This is a genomic window from Shimia sp. R9_2 (assembly GCF_017743735.1).
Lineage (GTDB): Bacteria > Pseudomonadota > Alphaproteobacteria > Rhodobacterales > Rhodobacteraceae > Shimia.
Genome location: NZ_JAGHRO010000002.1, coordinates 799,187 through 816,023, shown reverse-complemented (window position 1 = coordinate 816,023; position 16,837 = coordinate 799,187). Strand labels below are relative to the sequence as shown.

The 16,837-nt window shown below is 61.4% G+C and carries 18 protein-coding genes; 5 read left to right on the top strand and 13 right to left on the bottom strand.

Annotated elements, in window-relative coordinates:
- Positions 1–21: 21 nt before the first annotated feature.
- The 9 genes from J7400_RS08475 to J7400_RS08435 form a co-directional block, all read right to left on the bottom strand.
- Positions 22–1,110 (bottom strand): Zn-dependent alcohol dehydrogenase, encoded by a 1,089-nt coding sequence (locus tag J7400_RS08475; RefSeq protein WP_209061911.1) that lies wholly within the window; start codon positions 1,108–1,110, stop codon positions 22–24.
- An 88-nt stretch (positions 1,111–1,198) separates the two neighbouring features.
- Positions 1,199–2,401, bottom strand: a complete 1,203-nt coding sequence (locus tag J7400_RS08470) for a TCR/Tet family MFS transporter (RefSeq protein ID WP_209061909.1) — start codon at positions 2,399–2,401, stop codon at positions 1,199–1,201.
- A gap of 223 nt (positions 2,402–2,624) precedes the next feature.
- Complete coding sequence (locus J7400_RS08465) at positions 2,625–3,404, bottom strand: hypothetical protein (protein WP_209061907.1); 780 nt, start codon at positions 3,402–3,404, stop codon at positions 2,625–2,627.
- On the bottom strand, positions 3,404–4,138 hold the full coding sequence (locus J7400_RS08460) for an alpha/beta fold hydrolase (RefSeq protein ID WP_209061905.1): 735 nt from the start codon (positions 4,136–4,138) through the stop codon (positions 3,404–3,406). The genes J7400_RS08465 and J7400_RS08460 overlap by 1 nt, the downstream gene beginning before the upstream one ends.
- Positions 4,131–4,919, bottom strand: a complete 789-nt coding sequence (pcaD, locus tag J7400_RS08455) for a 3-oxoadipate enol-lactonase (RefSeq protein ID WP_209061903.1) — start codon at positions 4,917–4,919, stop codon at positions 4,131–4,133. Before pcaD ends, J7400_RS08460 begins: the two co-directional genes overlap by 8 nt.
- Before the next feature lie 5 nt (positions 4,920–4,924).
- Positions 4,925–6,118, bottom strand: a complete 1,194-nt coding sequence (locus tag J7400_RS08450; RefSeq protein ID WP_209061901.1) for an endonuclease/exonuclease/phosphatase family protein — start codon at positions 6,116–6,118, stop codon at positions 4,925–4,927.
- Between the two features lie 169 nt (positions 6,119–6,287).
- Positions 6,288–7,262, bottom strand: a complete 975-nt coding sequence (locus tag J7400_RS08445) for a threonine/serine dehydratase (protein WP_209061892.1) — start codon at positions 7,260–7,262, stop codon at positions 6,288–6,290.
- On the bottom strand, positions 7,259–8,104 hold the full coding sequence (locus J7400_RS08440; RefSeq protein WP_209061890.1) for an alpha/beta hydrolase: 846 nt from the start codon (positions 8,102–8,104) through the stop codon (positions 7,259–7,261). The genes J7400_RS08445 and J7400_RS08440 overlap by 4 nt, the downstream gene beginning before the upstream one ends.
- Complete coding sequence (locus J7400_RS08435) at positions 8,104–8,790, bottom strand: haloacid dehalogenase type II (RefSeq protein WP_209061888.1); 687 nt, start codon at positions 8,788–8,790, stop codon at positions 8,104–8,106. The genes J7400_RS08440 and J7400_RS08435 overlap by 1 nt, the downstream gene beginning before the upstream one ends.
- A 140-nt stretch (positions 8,791–8,930) precedes the next feature.
- Between J7400_RS08435 and J7400_RS08430 the strand changes: the two genes are divergently transcribed.
- Complete coding sequence (locus J7400_RS08430; RefSeq protein WP_209061878.1) at positions 8,931–9,359, top strand: peptidylprolyl isomerase; 429 nt, start codon at positions 8,931–8,933, stop codon at positions 9,357–9,359.
- A 60-nt stretch (positions 9,360–9,419) separates the two neighbouring features.
- On the opposite strand, the gene J7400_RS08425 is transcribed toward J7400_RS08430, so the two are convergent.
- Positions 9,420–9,746, bottom strand: a complete 327-nt coding sequence (locus tag J7400_RS08425; RefSeq protein WP_209061876.1) for a hypothetical protein — start codon at positions 9,744–9,746, stop codon at positions 9,420–9,422.
- A gap of 248 nt (positions 9,747–9,994) precedes the next feature.
- Between J7400_RS08425 and J7400_RS08420 the strand changes: the two genes are divergently transcribed.
- Complete coding sequence (locus tag J7400_RS08420) at positions 9,995–11,050, top strand: nitronate monooxygenase (RefSeq protein ID WP_209061874.1); 1,056 nt, start codon at positions 9,995–9,997, stop codon at positions 11,048–11,050.
- On the opposite strand, the gene J7400_RS08415 is transcribed toward J7400_RS08420, so the two are convergent.
- Together J7400_RS08415 and fabB are read right to left on the bottom strand one after the other, a co-directional pair.
- A complete protein-coding gene (locus J7400_RS08415; RefSeq protein WP_209061872.1) occupies positions 11,047–11,838 on the bottom strand; it encodes an enoyl-ACP reductase in 792 nt (263 codons plus the stop codon). The two genes, J7400_RS08420 and J7400_RS08415, sit on opposite strands and share 4 nt — an antisense overlap.
- A gap of 4 nt (positions 11,839–11,842) precedes the next feature.
- Positions 11,843–13,072 carry a beta-ketoacyl-ACP synthase I gene (gene fabB, locus J7400_RS08410; RefSeq protein WP_209061870.1) on the bottom strand — a complete coding sequence of 410 codons (1,230 nt, stop codon included), beginning with the start codon at positions 13,070–13,072 and terminating at the stop codon, positions 11,843–11,845.
- Between the two features lie 175 nt (positions 13,073–13,247).
- On the opposite strand from fabB, the gene J7400_RS08405 reads away from it, so the two are divergent.
- Entirely contained in the window at positions 13,248–14,225 is a 978-nt protein-coding gene (locus tag J7400_RS08405) for a hypothetical protein (RefSeq protein WP_209061868.1), read from the top strand.
- Positions 14,226–14,370: 145 nt separating this feature from the next.
- Here J7400_RS08405 and fabA read toward each other — a convergent pair whose 3' ends face one another.
- Positions 14,371–14,880: a bifunctional 3-hydroxydecanoyl-ACP dehydratase/trans-2-decenoyl-ACP isomerase gene (gene fabA, locus J7400_RS08400; RefSeq protein ID WP_209061866.1), complete on the bottom strand. Its 510-nt coding sequence runs from the start codon at positions 14,878–14,880 to the stop codon at positions 14,371–14,373.
- Between the two features lie 190 nt (positions 14,881–15,070).
- On the opposite strand from fabA, the gene irrA reads away from it, so the two are divergent.
- Together irrA and J7400_RS08390 are read left to right on the top strand one after the other, a co-directional pair.
- Positions 15,071–15,517: an iron response transcriptional regulator IrrA gene (gene irrA, locus J7400_RS08395; protein ID WP_247738676.1), complete on the top strand. Its 447-nt coding sequence runs from the start codon at positions 15,071–15,073 to the stop codon at positions 15,515–15,517.
- Positions 15,518–15,651: 134 nt separating this feature from the next.
- A complete protein-coding gene (locus J7400_RS08390; protein WP_209061864.1) occupies positions 15,652–16,635 on the top strand; it encodes an NADPH:quinone reductase in 984 nt (327 codons plus the stop codon).
- Positions 16,636–16,837: the final 202 nt, after the last annotated feature.

Here is a 16,837-nt window from a genome sequence, read left to right as displayed (position 1 = left end):
GGGTCTCCTCGCAGTGAGTGGTCAGTCGTCAAACACAATCACATTGCGCTTGGCGCTGCCGGTTTTGGTGTCCGCAATGGCTTCGTTGATCTGATCTAACGTCCAACGGCCAGAGATCAACTCATCAAGTTTCAATCTGCCCTGCTGATAGAGATCGACCATCCATGGGATGTCGCGCTTGATCACCACATCGCCCATCTTGGAGCCTTGCATGCCCTGACCGATGGCGGCGAGGATCACCGGCTCATAGCTCGACCTCTCACCGGAATGCGGCATGCCGACCATGATGACTTTGCCACCCGGAGCGAGGTAGCGGGGGGCCTGATCATAGGCCGGGATCGCGCCCACGGTGACGATCACCGCATCTGCGCCGCGGCCCATGGCGCGGATCGCTTGCACAAAAGGTTTTTTGTCGGTGGCTAGCACGCCGTCGGTGGCACCAAACTCTTTGGCGATTTCGAGTTTCTCTTCGCTCATGTCCACGGCGACGATGCGGCGGGCACCGGCAATGCGCGCGCCCTGAATGGCGTTGAGGCCAACGCCGCCTGCGCCGATCACCACCACATCCTGACCGGCCCGGATCTGAGCGGCATTGACCACAGCACCGACGCCGGTGATCACGCCGCAGGCGATGAGGCTGGCGGCCTCCATGGGAATGTCATCGGAGATTTTCACCACTTGGGACTGATCCACCACCACCTTTTCGGCAAAGGCGCCACAGGCCATGGCCTGATGCAGCGTGCCGCCATCGGCGGTGGTGAGCGGACCTTTGTCGCCATCATAAGGCGTGCCGCAGATGGTGGGCTTGCCTTCGGCGCAGCTTGGGCAGCTGCCACAGGCACGGATCAGGGTGACCACCACCGGGTCGCCTTCAGCCAGGCCCACCACGCCATCGCCAACAGAGGTCACATGACCCGCCGCTTCGTGCCCGTAGACAGCGGGCAAGCTGCCGCCCCATGCGCCTTCGGCAAAGGAGATGTCGGAATGGCAAACGGCCACAGCTTTGAGGGTGACCTCAATCTCGCCCATTTGCGGTGCGCGCAAAGTGATGTCTTCGACCACTAGGGGCTCGCCAAACGCATGGCAAACGGCGGCTTTGACTGTGCTCATGTGGATCTTTCCTCCTCCGGTCCCTGTCACTCTGGCAGCTTAGAGGTGATCGGTTGGTCAGTTCCAGACAAAGCACGTCGTTTTCAGGTTAAGTTCCCCTACGTGAGTTCATGAAGACACCAAGGGAGAGGACCATGAGCACGGCGGCCAGCAGGAAGGGCGCGCCGGGCAGGTAGAGCGGGGCGTGATCGGCGGAAAAATAGGCAAATGCCTGCGTCATCACCAAAGGCGCAAGCACATGCGCCAGTGAGGTCAGGGACGAGGAAATGCCCTGCAGCTCGCCCTGCGCATCATCGGCAACGCGGCGGCTCATGATGCCTTGCAGCGCGGGCAGACCCACAGAGGCGAGCGCGGCGATGGGGATGCCCATCAGGAGCAGCATGCCGGTGGGGACAAAGCCGATATAGATCAGCGCAAAGACCTCCAGCGCGAGGCCGATGATCACGGCGCGGCGGTTGCCAAACCATTTGATGGTGGGGGCAATCAGCGCCGCCTGCACGATGGCGTAGCAGAGCCCGTAGGTGGAAAGAGAGAGGCCAATCATGCCCTCTTCCCAGGCAAAGCGCTCGGTCACGAAATAGGCCCAGATGGCGGGGTAGACGGCGGCGGCCACCTGATAGAGGAAAAACACCACCAGCAGTTTGGTCATCGTGGGCAGGTGGTTGAGTGCATAAAGCGCGCCCAGCGGGTTGGCGCGGCGCCATTCAAAGGTACGGCGGTTGGCGGCGCTGACGGTTTCTTTGAGGACCATGTAGCCGAGGAGGGCGTTGCCGCCCGCAAGCAGGGCGGCGGCCCAGAAGGGCGCACGGGTGCCGAACTGTCCAAGGATGCCGCCCATGGCGGGGCCAAGCACAAAGCCGATGCCCACACCTGCGCCGACGATGCCAAAGGCGCGGGCCTTGTCCTGCGCGCTTGAGATGTCGGCCATATAGGCCATGGCGGTGGCATAGGTGGCAGCGGTGATGCCGGCGACGATGCGGCCGATCACCAGAACCCAGATGTTTTGCGCCAGCGCCATGATCACATAGTCAGCGGACATCACGGTCAGCGATATCAACAGGACCGGGCGGCGGCCAAAGCGATCGGACAGGTTGCCCAGAAGCGGGCCGCAGAGAAACTGCATGAAGGCAAAGACCGTGGAGAGCACGCCGCCCCAGATCGCCGCCGCGCCGAGATCGCCTCCGGTGACCTCTCGGATGAGATCAGGCATGACCGGCAGGATGAGCCCGATGCCCATGGCATCAATGATGACGGTGGCGAGGATCAACAAAACGGGAAGCCGGTTTTTCATAGGTCTGCTGTCTGTCCTGCGGATGGCCGGGGCCGGGTTTCTGGTGTGAGTACGCAGGGAGCGAGCCTCTGGATGTGCCGCTCTTTGACGTGCCTCCCCACAGCTCCAAAAGTTGCGGGCAGGCTGGCGCAAGCCTTTGAAGGGTGCAATGTTTCCCTTACGGCACCTTTGGCGCGAGTGGGGTTTTTCTTACTCTTTCGGCCCTAGTGGCACTCCGGTCTCGTCAGGTGTTGGGCGCGGCCATCAAGAGGAGCGACAGGCTGCCCAGAGCGATCTGTGGCAGATGCAGGGTTTCGGCCATGGCGGCGTGGGGCTCGAGCGCGCTGAGCTGCAGGGTGCCGTTGAGGGTTTGCAGCTGTTGCAGCAGGGCTGCTGTGGCTGTGCAGTGGGGCATCTGAGTGGCGGCGGCCTGCGCGGCGGCAGTGAGCCATTGCGAGATGCTGCGCGTGCTCTGCTGGACATCTCCCGTTGCCCCCAGCGAGAGGGCTTTGGCGATCTCATCGCCGAGCTCCGCATCCTTGGCAAACGCCGCGTGGATGCTCTCTGCGCGCAGCGCGGGCAATTCCGCCAGGGCGGCCACGGTTTGATTGGTTTCGGGCAGGGCCTTGAGGGCGGTTTCCGCGAGGCCCAACAGTTGGCGCAGGCGCAGCATCAGGGCGGTGTCTGCGATGTCTTGCGGGTCTGCGTTTTGACCGATGAAGCGGCTGTGCTCCGGCGCTTCCATGGCTTTGTCAAAGGCGGCAATCAGCGCAGGCACGTAGGTTTGATCGGTGGCGAGACCGTCAGACAGGCCCGCGGGATCCACCTGCACCTCCATCGCGCTGCGGTGGATGAAAAAGCCGCTGTCTTCGGGAATGTCGCCACGGGTGGCCTGAACCTTGGCCAATGTGCCAAGCACCAGCAGGGCGGCGCGCAGCTCGGCGCTATGTGTAAAAAGACGCCCGGCCTCGCCCACAGGGAAGCGCTTGGTGAACATCGGGCTGTCAAAAACGGAGGCGGTCATCAGTTGGCTTTCAGAATGCGGTCGATCAGCGCGGCGAGGCCTGCGGGATCGGCGAAAAACGGAGAATGGCTTGTGGGCATCTCATAAACATCTGTGCTGGGCCAGTCCTGCGTCATTGTGACCTGAAATTCGGGCGGAATGGTCTGATCATCAAGGCAGCGGATGTAGCTGCGGGGCATGGCGCGGTGGCCTTCGCCAAGAGTGATCGGATCAGACTGCGCGCGGATCGACTGGAGGCATAGGTTGGCGTTGGCAAAATCCTCGGTGCCTGCGGGGCAGTCGTGATAGAAGGCCGCGCGGGTTTGTGCGGGGTCAATGGTGTAGCTGGCGCCGTCTGCGGATTTGACGACGGCTTTCATCAAAGGCTGGCGCGGCGCGGCGCGGCGCATGTCAGCGAGGGCGTGGCCGTCCCAAGGGGTGTAGGCACAGAGGTAGATCAGGCGCGCGATCTGTGTCGGTGCCATGTCGGCGGCGCGGGTGATCGGGAAGCCGCCCCAGCTGTGCCCCAGCACCACGGTGTTGTCGCCAAGCGCATCCACAACAGCCTGCGCGCAGCTTTCCAGTGTCACCTCGGAGACGGGTGTTTGATCCTCGCCATGCGACGGTAGGTCGATGGCGCGGGGATGGTGGCCAAGCGCCTCCAGCGCGGGGATGAGGTCTCGCCAGCACCATGCGCCGTGGCAGGAGCCGTGTACCAGAAGAATGTCAGCGCCAGAGGAAGAGGTGTCAGACATGGCCGGTTTCTTTCATGAAGTCGGTGAGGAGTTGGGCGTATTCGACGGGCTTTTCCACACAGGGCAGATGGCCTGCGCGGCGCAAAAGCTCCATACGCGCGCCGGGGATCAGCTCGACGGTTTCGCGCACCAGATCGGGGGGCGTTGTTTTGTCCTCCGGCCCCGCGATACCAAGCGTTGGCAGGCGCAGCCCGGAGGTGGGCGTATAGAAGTCTGTGCCCTTTATGGCCGCGCAGCAGCCGATATAGCCCTCTGCCGGGGCGGCCGCCAACATCGCTTGCCAATGGGCCATTTCGGGACGTGCCTGAAAATCGCGGCCAAACCAGCGGGTCATGATCTCCGGCGCGATGGCGGGGAGCCCTTTGGTCTGAACCGCCTCGATGCGCTCATCCCACATCTTGGGGGAGCCGATCTTGGCGGCGGTATTGGAGATCACCATGGCGCGCACCAGATCGAGCCGTTTGACCGCCAAACCCTGCGCAATCATGCCGCCGATGGAGAGGCCGACCACCAGCGCGTCTTTGACATTCAGATGATCAAGCAACGCCTCGGTGTCTTTGACCAATTGGCCCATGGCGTAGGGCGCGGGCGGCACGTCGGTCTGCCCATGGCCGCGCATGTCGGCGCGCAGGATGCGCAGACCGCTGGACAGATGCTGCAGGACCGGATCCCAGAGCTGCAGGGTGCTGCCCAATGAGTTGATAAACACCACTGGCGCGCCGGTTGGGTCTCCTTCGTCGCGGTAGTGGATTTGAATGCCGTTGAGCGTGGCAAAAGGCATAGCTGTTAGTCCTTCAGGCGCATGTGGGCCATGATCTGCCCGTGATCAGACGCGAGCTTGTTGTAGGGCGCTTCGGCGTGGCTGCCATCGGTGAGATGGTCGTTCAGAACGCTGAAGTATTCCATATCGCCCAAGCGCTCGGGGTTGTCCGGGTGGAAATGGCGCGAAAGGTAGATTTGGTCAATGCTTTCATAGACCCCGCCAAAGGCTGTTGTGTAGACCATGTCGCGCAGGGATTTGCGGGTGAAAAGCGCCTCGGCTGAGGTGAGGCGCACCGCGCCAACGGCTTCCTGAATGGCGTCGTTTTCGCCGCGCGTGTAGCGGTCGTTGGCGTGTTTGGCGTCATGGCGCAGCATCCAGCTGTAGTTGCGGAAGGGCACCTCGCCGGAGATGATTTCCGAGCTGACCGCATGTTCGCCATCGTTGAAATCCCCGAGCACCATGACAGGGCGGCCAAGGTTCAACTCTTCGACAATGGCGCGGCGTAAAACCCAAGCCTCGGCCATGCGGCGCAGGCTGGCGCGGATCGCCCCCATGGCGCGGCCAAGTGGGTCATAGGTGGTGAGATCAGCCTCAGGCGCGGCACCGGTTTCGGGATCGCGTGGGAACTCCCCCAGCTTGGATTTGAGGTGGCAGTTGAAGACGGTGATGATCTGATCGCCCACCGGTATGCGCGCCTTCAGGATCGGGCGTGAGGTGCGGGTGAGCGTGAAATGGCCAGCCTCGCCACCGCCCAAGGCCGCAAAAGGGATTCTGATCGGTTCGGAAAGTTCCTGAATGATCTCAGGCGGTTCCGCAAAGCCGAAGCGGGACAGGATGGCGACGCCGGGGCGGCGGTTGCCGGGTTCTCCTGTGTCATTCACGTTGGGGGCCACAAACAGGCCCTCGGTGCCATAAGGCGTGTAGCCCAGTTTGCGGAAGATCGCCTTGCGGTGATAGCGCTTGGAGCGGTCGGGGATGACGGCCTCATTAGAGGCGGCCCCGATGCGGTCGGCCTCTGCCACCACATCGCGCAGCGCGCTTTCCTCAAAGATTTCCTGAAACCCGATGATGTCGGCGTCCATGGAGAAAAGCTGGGAGGCGGTCCAGTCTTCTTTCCAAGCGTATTCCTCTGGGGTGTAGGATTGGAAGGTGTAGTATTCCTGATCCGGGCCGATGAGGTTTTTGACGTTGAAAGAGGCGATGGTGAATTGGGTCATCAAATAGGTCTCTTAAATGACCGAGACGCGTAGCGGCTCGGATCGCGCCCGGCCCCGCCCCCAAGGGCGGGCGCGATTTCGCAACTTCAGCCAAGATAGCGGCGTTTGGGGAGCGGGCAAGTCATGTCATGCTGTGGGCCGCCCTTCGGAGGCGGGCGCGATCCTTGTGTTAGGCGTATTTGGCAAGAGCATCCGCGAACACATCCGCGTCCACATTGCCGCCGGTGCAGACGGCCATAACCGCTTCCCCGTCGATCTGATCGCCATGAAACAGCGCGGCGGCCAAGGCGACGGCGCCTCCCGGTTCCACGATGATTTTCAGACGTTTGAACGCGAGGGCCATGGCGTGCAGGGCTTCGTCTTCGGTGACGACAAGGCCGGGGCCGCAGAGGCGGGACATGATCGGGAAGGTGATCTCGCCCGGGCTTGGCGTGATGATCGCGTCACAAAGCGAGCCGGAGAGGCGGGTGTTGCTTTCAATGTCCCCTGAGGCAAGCGAGCGGGCCACATCGTCAAACTCTTCAGGCTCGGCGGTGCGCACGCGCATCTCAGGCGCTTCGGCCTCAAGCGCCAGCGCGATGCCGGAGGTTAGCCCGCCGCCGCCGCAACAGACTAGAACGTCGCCCGACGCCACGCCCAGTTCCGCAGCCTGCTCTGCGATCTCAAGCCCGGTGGTGCCCTGACCGGCGATCACCTGCGGATCGTCATAGGGGCGGATCAGGGTCAGGCCGCGTTCTTGGGCAATGGTGCCGCCGACTTCTTCGCGGTTTTCACCACCCGCGCGGTCATAAAGCACCACCTCGGCGCCAAGCGCGCGGGTGTTGTCGATTTTGAGCTGCGGCGCGTCTCTGGGCATGACAATCACTGCGGGCGCGTCATGGGCTGCCGCCGCCATCGCGACGCCTTGGGCGTGGTTGCCGGAGGAATAGGCGATGATGCCGCGTTTGCGGGTTGCCTCATCCAATGCGGAGACCGCCGACCAGCCGCCGCGAAACTTGAACGATCCGGTGTGCTGCAGGCATTCCGGTTTTATCAGAACGCGGCGGCCTGCGATCTCATCCAGAAAGGGGGAGGTCAGCATGGGGGTGCGCCGCGCGTGGCCGTTCAGGCGCTTTTGGGCGGCGCGGATCATGTCGATGTTCATTTGGTTTCACGCTCTTTGAGGTTGGCAATCCATTGGTGCAGTACAGTGAGGCTTTCAGGTTCGTCCAAGAAGGGCACATGGGCGCGGTCAGCGACCTCTGCGGAGAGCATGGGCGCGCGGGCCTGCATCTCTTCAACGGTGTCGCGGCTGAGGATGTCGCTGTTTTCCCCGCGCAGCACCGCGAGGGGCAGGCCCGCGAGCTTGTCAAACTGGGGCCACATGTCGCTTGCAGGGGCTTTGGGATCAAACTCCGCCAGCACGGCATTGCGCAGTTTGGGGTCGTAGTTGATCGCAAGGCCGGTTTCGGTTTCGACAAAGTGGTGCTCGGCTTCTTCCGCCCAACGGCTGGCCGGAACATTGTGAAAGGCCGGCAGGCGCTGGGCGAGGGCTTCTGCGGCCTCCGCGCGGGTTTTCCAGACCGGGTTGCGACCGATGAAAACAAGGATGACCTCAAGCCCTTCGGTTTCGATCACCGGGCCAACGTCGTTGAAGCAGACTCCGGTGATGCGATGCGCGGCCATTTCTGTCAGCAACAGCGCGATGAGGCCTCCGCGAGAGGTGCCAAGAATGGCGGTTGTCTCAAGGCCGAGGTGGTCAAGCAGCTCCAGCGCGTCCAGGGCTTCGCGCGGCAGGCTGTAGGTGCTGAAATCCTCGGCCCAGTCCGACTGCCCGCGGCCGCGGTAATCCATGCGGATCACACGGGCATCAGTCAGATGTGGCAGCACATAGTCAAAATCGGTGGCGTTGCGGGTGAGGCCGGAGAGGCAGAGCACAGCGGGGCCGTTGCCGCCGGTGTCGTCAAAGTAGATCGACAGGCCATCAGACGTGGTGAAATGGGGCATCAGGGGCTCGCAAGATCGGGGATGGTGGTCAGGTCGGACAGAATATGAGCCGGTTGCCAGGGCAGGCGGTCCACCGGTTCGCCTGCGCGGTTGACCCAGGCGGTGGTGAAGCCGTAGCCGGTGGCGCAGCCTGCGTCCCAGCCATTGGAGGAAACAAAGAGCACCTCGTCTTTGGCGCAGTTGAACCGCTTGCCAACAAGGTCATAGACGGAGGCGGCGGGTTTGAAGATGCCCACATCTTCGACGCTGAGCACATCATCCAGAAATTCGCCAACCTGCGCCGACTGCACCGCGCCGTTGAGCATGTCAGGCGAGCCATTGGACAGGATTGCGGTGTTGAAACCGGCGGCCTTCAGTTTGGCCAGCATGGCGGGCACTTCGGGGTAGGCCGAAAGCTCCCAGTAAAGCGCCAGAAGGCGCTCGCGCAGCTTAGCATCGCCCTGCAGGCCCGAGGACTCCAGCGCCCAGTCCAGACCGTTTTGGGTGACTTCCCAGAAATCGGTGTGGGCATCTGCCACGGCGCGCAGCCATGTGTATTGCAGCTGTTTGAGACGCCAGTTGTTTGCGACATCCATCCAATGCGCCGCAAAAGCCTCTCGTCCCGGTTCGCTTGCGGCTTCCCGCGCGGCGGCGGCGACGTCAAAAAGCGTGCCGTAAGCGTCAAAAACACAAGTTGTGATGGCCATGTGATCCTCCCATTTAAAGTGCAGACTGGCAGGTTTGACGCAGGGCGAAAAGGCCTGTTTGCCAATTAACACCAAGGTCTATAGGGTGCGCCTTTAAAGCCGACGCTTTGGTCGGGACATGCTGACAGATGGGACATTTTATGACCGCAGCGAAATCGGGCGACACCGTCCGCATCCACTACACTGGCACCCTGAGTGACGGGTCTGTTTTTGACAGCTCTGAAGGGCGCGATCCGCTGGAGTTCACCCTTGGCTCCGGTCAGGTGATCGCGGGCTTTGACAGCGCCGTGGATGGTATGAGTGTGGGTGACAAGAAAGTCGCAGAGATCCCGGCGGATCAGGCCTATGGCCCGCGTCATGACGAAGCCGTACAGGATGTGCCGCGTGAGCAGATCCCGGCAGAGATCCCGCTGGAAATCGGCCTGCAGCTGCAGATGCAATCCCCGACAGGTCAGGTTGTGCCTGTGACCGTGGTTGAGATCACCGAAGAGATCGTGAAGTTGGATGCCAACCACATGCTGGCGGGCAAAGATCTGACCTTTGCGATCGAGCTGGTCTCGATCAACTGAACCTGTGCTCAGTAGAATTCAGCGAAGAGCCCGTCTTTTATGGCGGGCTTTTTTGTTGCCTTAACGATGCAGGCAGGCGACGGAGTTGGGCTCTTTCGCGGGGCAACATTGAAAATTGCCTTGCTGCGTCAGCGGCCCACCTGCCTTGGCCGGGCAGGAAGAGGCCCATTGCAGCTTGGACAAATTGGCATGGGCGATGCTTTCGGAAAACGGTTCCGATTTGCCGGTGGAGGAGGTGAGCAGCGCCCAGAACACGATGCCCAAACTGAGGCCGACAAACAGCGGCTCAAGCTTTTTCAAACGCGGGGTGTCGCTGAGGATATTCGCGGCCAGAAAGACCATGAATGCCACGCCAGTGATGGCCAATAAGAGTGTATAAAGCTGCATTTTAAAGAACGTCCGGGCAAAGACAAAATGAAGCCCTCTATATTGCGCCCAAAACCGGGGTTCCAAGGGGACGCGTTATGCTGTTTGGGGCGTCCCGTTATGTAAAATTTGAAAGGCTTTACACCTTGTCAAATGAGAGAAGGCACGCGGCATTGTCGGGTGAGCCGTGTCAAAAGATCCGCGCGGTGACGTTTCACGGGTTTTCTTTTGGCTGCGCTGCAGTAGCGTGAGGGCAAGGAGGAGTGCTCATGGATTTGGTCACGCGGTTGGGGCTTAAGTGGCCCCTGTTTCAGGCCCCGATGGCGGGGGTGTCCACGCCGGAAATGGCGGCAGCGGTCAGCAATGCGGGCGGTTTGGGCGCGCTGGGGCTTGGTTCAGCCGGTGTGGAGGTGGCACGGGCGATGCTGCGGCAGGCGCGGGCCCTGACGGAGCGCCCGATCAATGCCAATGTGTTCTGTCATGCGCCCGCTGTGCGCGATGCGGATGTGGAAGCGGCCTGGCTTGATGCGCTTGCGCCGACCTTTGCTGGTTTTGAAGCCAAGCCGCCGGACGCGCTGCATGAAATCTATCAGAGCTTCGCCGTGGATCGGGCCATGTGTGAGATGTTTCTGGAGGAAAAGCCCGGTGTGGTGAGCCTGCACTTCGGTCTGCCGGATGAGGGTTGGATCAAAGAGCTGCAGGCGGCGGGCAATCTGGTTTTCGCCAGCGCCACCAGTGTGGCCGAAGCCTTGGCCTGTCAGGCGGCGGGCGTGGATGCGGTTGTGGCGCAGGGCATCGAGGCGGGTGGGCACCGAGGCGTGTTTGATCCGGATGCGGAAGATGCGGCGCTGCCAACGCTGGCGCTTGTGCGGCAGTTGGCAGGGGCGGTTGAGGTGCCGGTCATTGCCGCCGGTGGCCTGATGGATGGTGCGGATGTGGCGCGGGCCTTGGCGGCGGGCGCCACTGTGGCGCAGCTTGGCACTGCGTTTCTGGACAGCGCGGAATCGGCGGCAGATGCGGGATACCGCGCAGCGCTCAGGGATGAGGCGTTGCGGCCTCCGGTGCTGACGCCGGTGCTGTCTGGGCGTCCGGCGCGGTGTTTGCAGAACAAATATGTGGCGCTGGGGGAACAGCTCGGCGCGCGCTTGCCGGATTATCCGGTGGCCTATGATGTGGCCAAAGCGCTGAACGCGGCGGCGAAATCGGCGGGCGAAGCGGGCTTTGGCGCGCAATGGGCTGGTGCCGGTGTGGCCCGTGTGCGCCAAGGCGGTGCGGCAGAGATCCTGCAGGCCATTGGTGCGGAGCTGGAGGCGGCCTCGGCCTAGAGGTTTTCCGTCAGCGGCATGCCCAGCACGTGAAAGCCGCCATCCACACGCAGCACTTCGCCGGTGGTGCAGGCGCCTGCGTCAGAGGCTAGATAGACGGCGGTGCCGCCCACGGCATCAAGCGTTGCATTGGCGCGCAGCGGGGCGTTCTGCTCGGCGTGTTTGAAGGTGGCGCGTGCGCCGCCGATGGCGGCCCCAGCCAGGGTTTTCATCGGCCCCGGCGAGATCGCGTTGACGCGGATGCCGTCAGGGCCAAGATCATTGGCCAGATAGCGCGCGGCGCTTTCAAGGGCAGCTTTGGCGACACCCATGACGTTGTAGAATGGGGTCACGCGGTTTGCGCCCTGATAGGTCAGGGTCAGGATGGTGCCGCCGTTTTCCGCCATCATCGGATGGGCGCGGCGGGCGACTTCGATCAGGGAATAGCAGGAAATATCCAGCGAATTCTTGAAGTTGTCCCGTGTGGTGTCAACAAAGCGCCCGGTCAGCTCGTTGCGGTCTGAATAGGCAATCGCATGCACCACAAAGTCGATGGTGGGCCATGCGTCTGCCAGTTGGGCAAAGGCCGCATCGAGCGAGGCATCATCGGTCACATCCACGTCGAGCAGCAGATCGCTGCCGACACTTTCGACAAGCGGTTTGACCCGCTTGCCAAAGGCGTTGCCTTGGTAGGTGAAGGCGAGCTCGGCTCCGGCCTCATGCATGGCGCGGGCGATGCCCCATGCAATCGAGCGCTCGTTTGCGACGCCCATAATCAGGCCGCGCTTGCCCGCCAACACACCTGTCATGGCGTTACCCTTTGTATTTGCTGAGAACCATGGAGCCGTTGGTGCCGCCAAAGCCGAAGCTGTTGGTCATCACGCTATCAAGGCCCGCGTTCTCCACCAAAGAGGTCGCCACTTCGCCCGGCTCGATGCCGGTGGCCAGTGTGTCCACGTTGATCGACGGGGCGATGAAATCCTGATCGAGCATCAGAAGGCAGAAGATTGCCTCCAGCGCGCCTGCCGCGCCCTGTGCGTGGCCGGTCATGGATTTGGTGGAGGAGATCGGTGGCACATTGCCTGCGCCAAAGACGCGGCGGGCGGCCTCGACTTCTCCCACATCCCCCACAGGCGTGGAGGTGCCGTGTGCGTTGATGTAATCCACTTTGCGCCCCTCAGGCAGGGTGGACAGCGCCAAACGCATGGCGCGCTCGCCGCCTTCGCCGGATGGGGCCACCATGTCGTGACCATCCGAGGTCGCGGCAAAACCGGTCACTTCGGCGTAGATTTTTGCGCCGCGGGCCAGTGCGTGCTCCAGATCTTCGAGCACCACAATGCCGCCACCGCCGGAGATCACAAAACCGTCGCGGTCTTCATCAAAGGCGCGGGAGGCTTTTTCAGGCGTGTCATTATACTTGCTGCTCATCGCGCCCATGGCATCAAACAGACAGGACAGGGTCCAGTCGAGCTCTTCACCGCCGCCGGCAAACATCACATCCTGCTTGCCCATCATGATCTGCTCTGCGGCGTTGCCGATGCAGTGCAGCGAGGTCGAGCAGGCGGAGGTGATGGAGTAGTTGATGCCTTTGATCTTAAAAGCGGTGGCGAGGTTCGCCGAAATGGTCGAGCTCATGCATTTTGGCACGGCAAAAGGCCCGATGCGCTTGGTCGCACCGGTTTTCTCCACGGTTTGATGCGCAACCAGCATGGAGGATGTCGAAGGGCCGCCGGAGCCAGCCACAAGACCGGTACGCTCGTTCACAACCTGATCTTCGGCGAGGCCGGAATCGGCAATCGCTTGGCTCATGGCGATATGGGCATAAGCGGCACCGGGGCCCATGAAGCGCAGGGTGCGCTTGTCCACATGTTCCTTGGGGTCGATGTCAATATGACCGGCGATCTGGCTGCGGAAGCCGTGCTCACTCATTTCCGGGCTGGCAGAGATGCCAGATTTGCCCGCTTTCAGCGAGGCGGTGACTTCTTCGGCATTGGTGCCGATCGAGGAAACGATACCCAGTCCGGTAACGACGACGCGACGCATGTGCGCTCTCCCTTAGTTTGCTGTTGTCTTACTAGGCATTGAGAGGGCAGGGCGCAAGGTGGGTTGGGGATGAGACATGCACACACTCTAGACAATGGGTGGGCTTCAATTCGAGCTTGCAGCCTTGGATGCGTCACATCATGGTGCAATCAATTCTTGGTTGATAGGCGGCATTATGAAACTGTTTTTTGTCATAGCTTGGATATCCGTGGTGGGGATTTGCAGCGCTTCTGCTGAAGTGGTTGATGGCGCAAATGCTGCTGACTTTGAGCGCGCGAAGACTATGTGGCTGCAGGGGAGTGATCTGGATGCGCTGCAAACCCTTGCAGAGTTATCCCGAGGAGGGAATGTTGCTGCAAAGATTTTGTTGTCCAGAATTGCGCAGACACCACATTTGAGTGGGCATGTTTCCGAGAAGCTAGACCGCAAAGAGCGTGTGTCGTTGTTTCGGGAGCCTAAGGGATTGTCAGGACGTGATTGGCTAAAAAGTGCCTCCAATGAAAGCGACTTGGCTGCCGCCATGTGGGCGTTTCAATCTTCGGCTGCCAGCGCATCGAATCCCGTCCAGTATCTTGAGGAATTGATTGCACATGGCGAATACAAGATGGCGCTCTTATACATGAAACCGCTTCTGTTCGGCGAACATGGGTTTTCGGTCGCGCAGCTACTTGTGAGCCACGAAGCAGATTTTGGTGCTGCAGGACGTTACGTTTTAGGGCAGTTTTTGGTAGATACGGCATCAAAAAGCGCAGGTTCAACGGAGTACAGTGTGCAGCAAGCTGATTTTGCTCATGGTCTCAGTTTGCAATCTAACCAGAACACTCTTGCGAGTATTGGATCTTTTCCAATTGGTGAAGCCGGGATAACGCTCCCAGAAGATCCACAGTTGCGCTCTGAGATCGCCGATGCAGTTGGCGCGTTGCCAGAATTTGAGCCTTTGGTCAATTTTTGTCAGCAAACCTGTGCGCCGCATGACTTACAGTATTGTCTCGCGAGCGGAGCGTATGCTGCCCCCAAGGGGGTCTTGTTTCCATTTCCGTTCGCAAGCCCAGCTCAGTCTCTGGTTTCCGATGAGGAGTATATTCAGTCGGGTCGGGTGATGCTGGACGTAGGGCGGATTTTGGAAATCGGGCAGTGGTCTGGGTGTAGGTAACAGGCTGTCGCGGACAAGGAGCAAGTGTCTCTTTAAGCATAGGTCTAGTCATGAGGGCTTGAACACGCCCCTTCGCAAAAGCACTCTTCCGCCAACAAAAAAGGCCCCGCAGGGCCTCTTCCTTTTCCTCACATGTCGCTGCAGATCAGCTCTCGCTGAGCGCAACCTTCATGTCTTTGACTTCGTAGATCACTTCGCCGTCGGCTTCGACGATGCCGTCGGCCACGCCCATGGTCAGGCGGCGGGTTTGGACGGCTTTGGTGAAGTCGATCTTATAAGTCAGCATCTTACGGTCCGGGCGCACCATGCCTTTGAGTTTCACTTCACCCACACCCAGCGCGTAGCCGCGGCCGGTCCAGCCGCGCCAGCCGAGGTTGAAACCGGTCAGCTGCCACAGGCCATCGAGACCCAGACAGCCGGGCATGATCGGGTTGTTGGGGAAGTGGCAGTCAAAGAACCAGAGGTCGGGCGTGATGTCGAATTCTGCCAGAATGTGGCCTTTGCCATGGGCGCCGCCGTCGCTGGAAACCTCGGTGATGCGGTCCATCATCAGCATGGGCGGGGCAGGGAGCTGTGCGTTGCCGGGACCAAAGAGCTCGCCACGGGCGCATTTCAGCAGATCGTCTTTGTCAAAGCTCGTTGGGTAGTCGGCCATTCTGGGAGTCCCTTGTCCATCTATCTTGATTTGGACCCCTCTAGCACTTGCTCCTATACTCCTGCAAGGCGGCTCTCGTGCCGCAAAAGAAGCACTTTGGAGGTGCGACATCTGGTGTTGCGACTCATTTTCAATTGAAACTGCCCCTAAGGCTGCGCTAAACATGACGCGCACAAGCAGGATTTGACCCATGAGCACGACAGACGGCACACAGGCACATATCTCCGATGACCCCACCCGCGTGGGGACTAAGTGGCTGGCCTCCGGTGGTCTGCGCCCGACCCGGCAGCGGGTGGCGTTGGCAGCGCTGTTGGTGGGCGATGGCAATGACCGGCATGTGACGGCCGAGAGCCTTTATGCCTCTGTGCAGGATTCCGGGGATCGCGTGTCTCTGGCGACGGTCTACAACACCCTGCGCGCGTTCTGTGATGCGGGGCTGATGCAGGAAATCACCGTGGATGGTGCCAAAAGCTATTTTGACACCAACACCGGCGATCACCCGCATTTCTTCTGGGAAGATGACCGTATTCTGACCGACGCGCCCTCTGAAGAGCTGAAGATCGCGCGCCTGCCCGATGCGCCTGAGGGTGCCGAGATCTCCAAGATCGACGTGGTGATCCGTCTGCGCCGCACCTGAGCGGCGACCCAGCCAAGTTCCTTTCTCCTATTGTGACGTGGCGACGCGCGGCGGCGCCCTGTGATTGTGCGCGGCTCATGCCTGTGACAGCATGAGTGTGGCTCAGATTGGGGCGGACCACGAAGGAGAGGGCAATGAAGGCAGTGACTTGGCGCAGTTTTGGCGCGGCGCAGGATGTTTTGCAGGTTGAGGATTTGCCCAAGCCGACCCCGGCAGAGGGCGAGGTTCTGGTGCGCGTGGCGTTTTCCGGTGCGAATCCCTCGGATGCCAAGGCGCGCAGCGGTACACGTCCGGGTGTGACCAAGCCGCCCTTTGAGGTCATTGTGCCCCATAGCGACGGCTCCGGCGTGATCGAGGCGGTGGGCGCGGGCGTGGATGCGGCCTGTGTGGGCGAGCGGGTCTGGATCTGGAATGGCCAGTGGCAACGCCCGTTTGGCACCTGTGCGGATTATGTCGCCCTGCCAGCAGATCAGGCGGTGGCTTTGCCGGATTGTGTTTCCCTTGAAGTTGGGGCGGTGCTGGGCATTCCCGGGCTGACGGCGGCGCAGACGGTGTTTGGAGACGGAGATGTCACCGGACAGACGGTGCTGGTGGCTGGCGGCGGTGGCGCTGTGGGCTATCTGGCGGTGCAGCTTGCGGTTTGGGGCGGGGCCACGGTGATTGCCACCTGCGGCGCGCGCGATGTGGATCGGGTCCGGGCGGCAGGGGCCACCCATGTGTTTGATTACGCGAGTCCGACTTTGGCGGAGGATATTCTGGGCGCCAGCGGCGGGGGCGTGGACCGTGCTGTGGAGGTGGAGCTCGGGCCAAACCTGCCGCTGCTTGCCGAGGTCATGAAGCCGCTTGGCACCATTGCGGCTTATGGATCGGCAAAGGACATGGCGCCTGAGATGCCTTTTGGCCCAATGCTGTTCAAAGCGCTGAAGCTTGATATCACCCTGATTTATATCCTGCCAAAAGCGGCCCGCGATGCGGCGATAGCGCGCCTGCATGAGGCGCTGGAGGCGGGGGCGCTGACCTTGGAGGCTCCGAACGTCTTTATGCCGGAAGAGGCGGGTGCCGCGCATGATCTGGTTGAAGCGGGCGGACGCAAAGGTGCGGTTTTGGTGGGATTCTAGTGCATCGCCCAACAAATCTGCAACGGCTGTATCTGGTCACATAGGTCAGCCCCCGGCCCTGGGTGGGGGTGAAGCCCCCTCCCTTGGGGAGGGTCGGGGTCTGGTCGGCTTTGCCTCCTTAGAATTGGTTGAGACCGTGTGATCCATGATTTCAGGACGATGCTCTAAGTCAGTTCTCTGGTTGGGCGACTGTGGCCGGGGG

Coding starts and splice junctions, on each gene's coding strand:
- J7400_RS08420 (WP_209061874.1), top strand. CDS start 9,995: ATGGATTTGGTCACGCGGTTGGGGCTTAAGTGGCCCCTGTTTCAGGCC.
- J7400_RS08430 (WP_209061878.1), top strand. CDS start 8,931: ATGACCGCAGCGAAATCGGGCGACACCGTCCGCATCCACTACACTGGC.
- J7400_RS08465 (WP_209061907.1), bottom strand. CDS start 3,404: ATGACCGCCTCCGTTTTTGACAGCCCGATGTTCACCAAGCGCTTCCCT.
- J7400_RS08390 (WP_209061864.1), top strand. CDS start 15,652: ATGAAGGCAGTGACTTGGCGCAGTTTTGGCGCGGCGCAGGATGTTTTG.
- J7400_RS08470 (WP_209061909.1), bottom strand. CDS start 2,401: ATGAAAAACCGGCTTCCCGTTTTGTTGATCCTCGCCACCGTCATCATT.
- J7400_RS08425 (WP_209061876.1), bottom strand. CDS start 9,746: ATGCAGCTTTATACACTCTTATTGGCCATCACTGGCGTGGCATTCATG.
- J7400_RS08460 (WP_209061905.1), bottom strand. CDS start 4,138: ATGTCTGACACCTCTTCCTCTGGCGCTGACATTCTTCTGGTACACGGC.
- J7400_RS08445 (WP_209061892.1), bottom strand. CDS start 7,262: ATGAACATCGACATGATCCGCGCCGCCCAAAAGCGCCTGAACGGCCAC.
- J7400_RS08415 (WP_209061872.1), bottom strand. CDS start 11,838: ATGACAGGTGTGTTGGCGGGCAAGCGCGGCCTGATTATGGGCGTCGCA.
- pcaD (WP_209061903.1), bottom strand. CDS start 4,919: ATGCCTTTTGCCACGCTCAACGGCATTCAAATCCACTACCGCGACGAA.
- fabB (WP_209061870.1), bottom strand. CDS start 13,072: ATGCGTCGCGTCGTCGTTACCGGACTGGGTATCGTTTCCTCGATCGGC.
- J7400_RS08405 (WP_209061868.1), top strand. CDS start 13,248: ATGAAACTGTTTTTTGTCATAGCTTGGATATCCGTGGTGGGGATTTGC.
- J7400_RS08450 (WP_209061901.1), bottom strand. CDS start 6,118: ATGACCCAATTCACCATCGCCTCTTTCAACGTCAAAAACCTCATCGGC.
- irrA (WP_247738676.1), top strand. CDS start 15,071: ATGAGCACGACAGACGGCACACAGGCACATATCTCCGATGACCCCACC.
- J7400_RS08440 (WP_209061890.1), bottom strand. CDS start 8,104: ATGCCCCATTTCACCACGTCTGATGGCCTGTCGATCTACTTTGACGAC.
- J7400_RS08475 (WP_209061911.1), bottom strand. CDS start 1,110: ATGAGCACAGTCAAAGCCGCCGTTTGCCATGCGTTTGGCGAGCCCCTA.
- J7400_RS08435 (WP_209061888.1), bottom strand. CDS start 8,790: ATGGCCATCACAACTTGTGTTTTTGACGCTTACGGCACGCTTTTTGAC.
- fabA (WP_209061866.1), bottom strand. CDS start 14,880: ATGGCCGACTACCCAACGAGCTTTGACAAAGACGATCTGCTGAAATGC.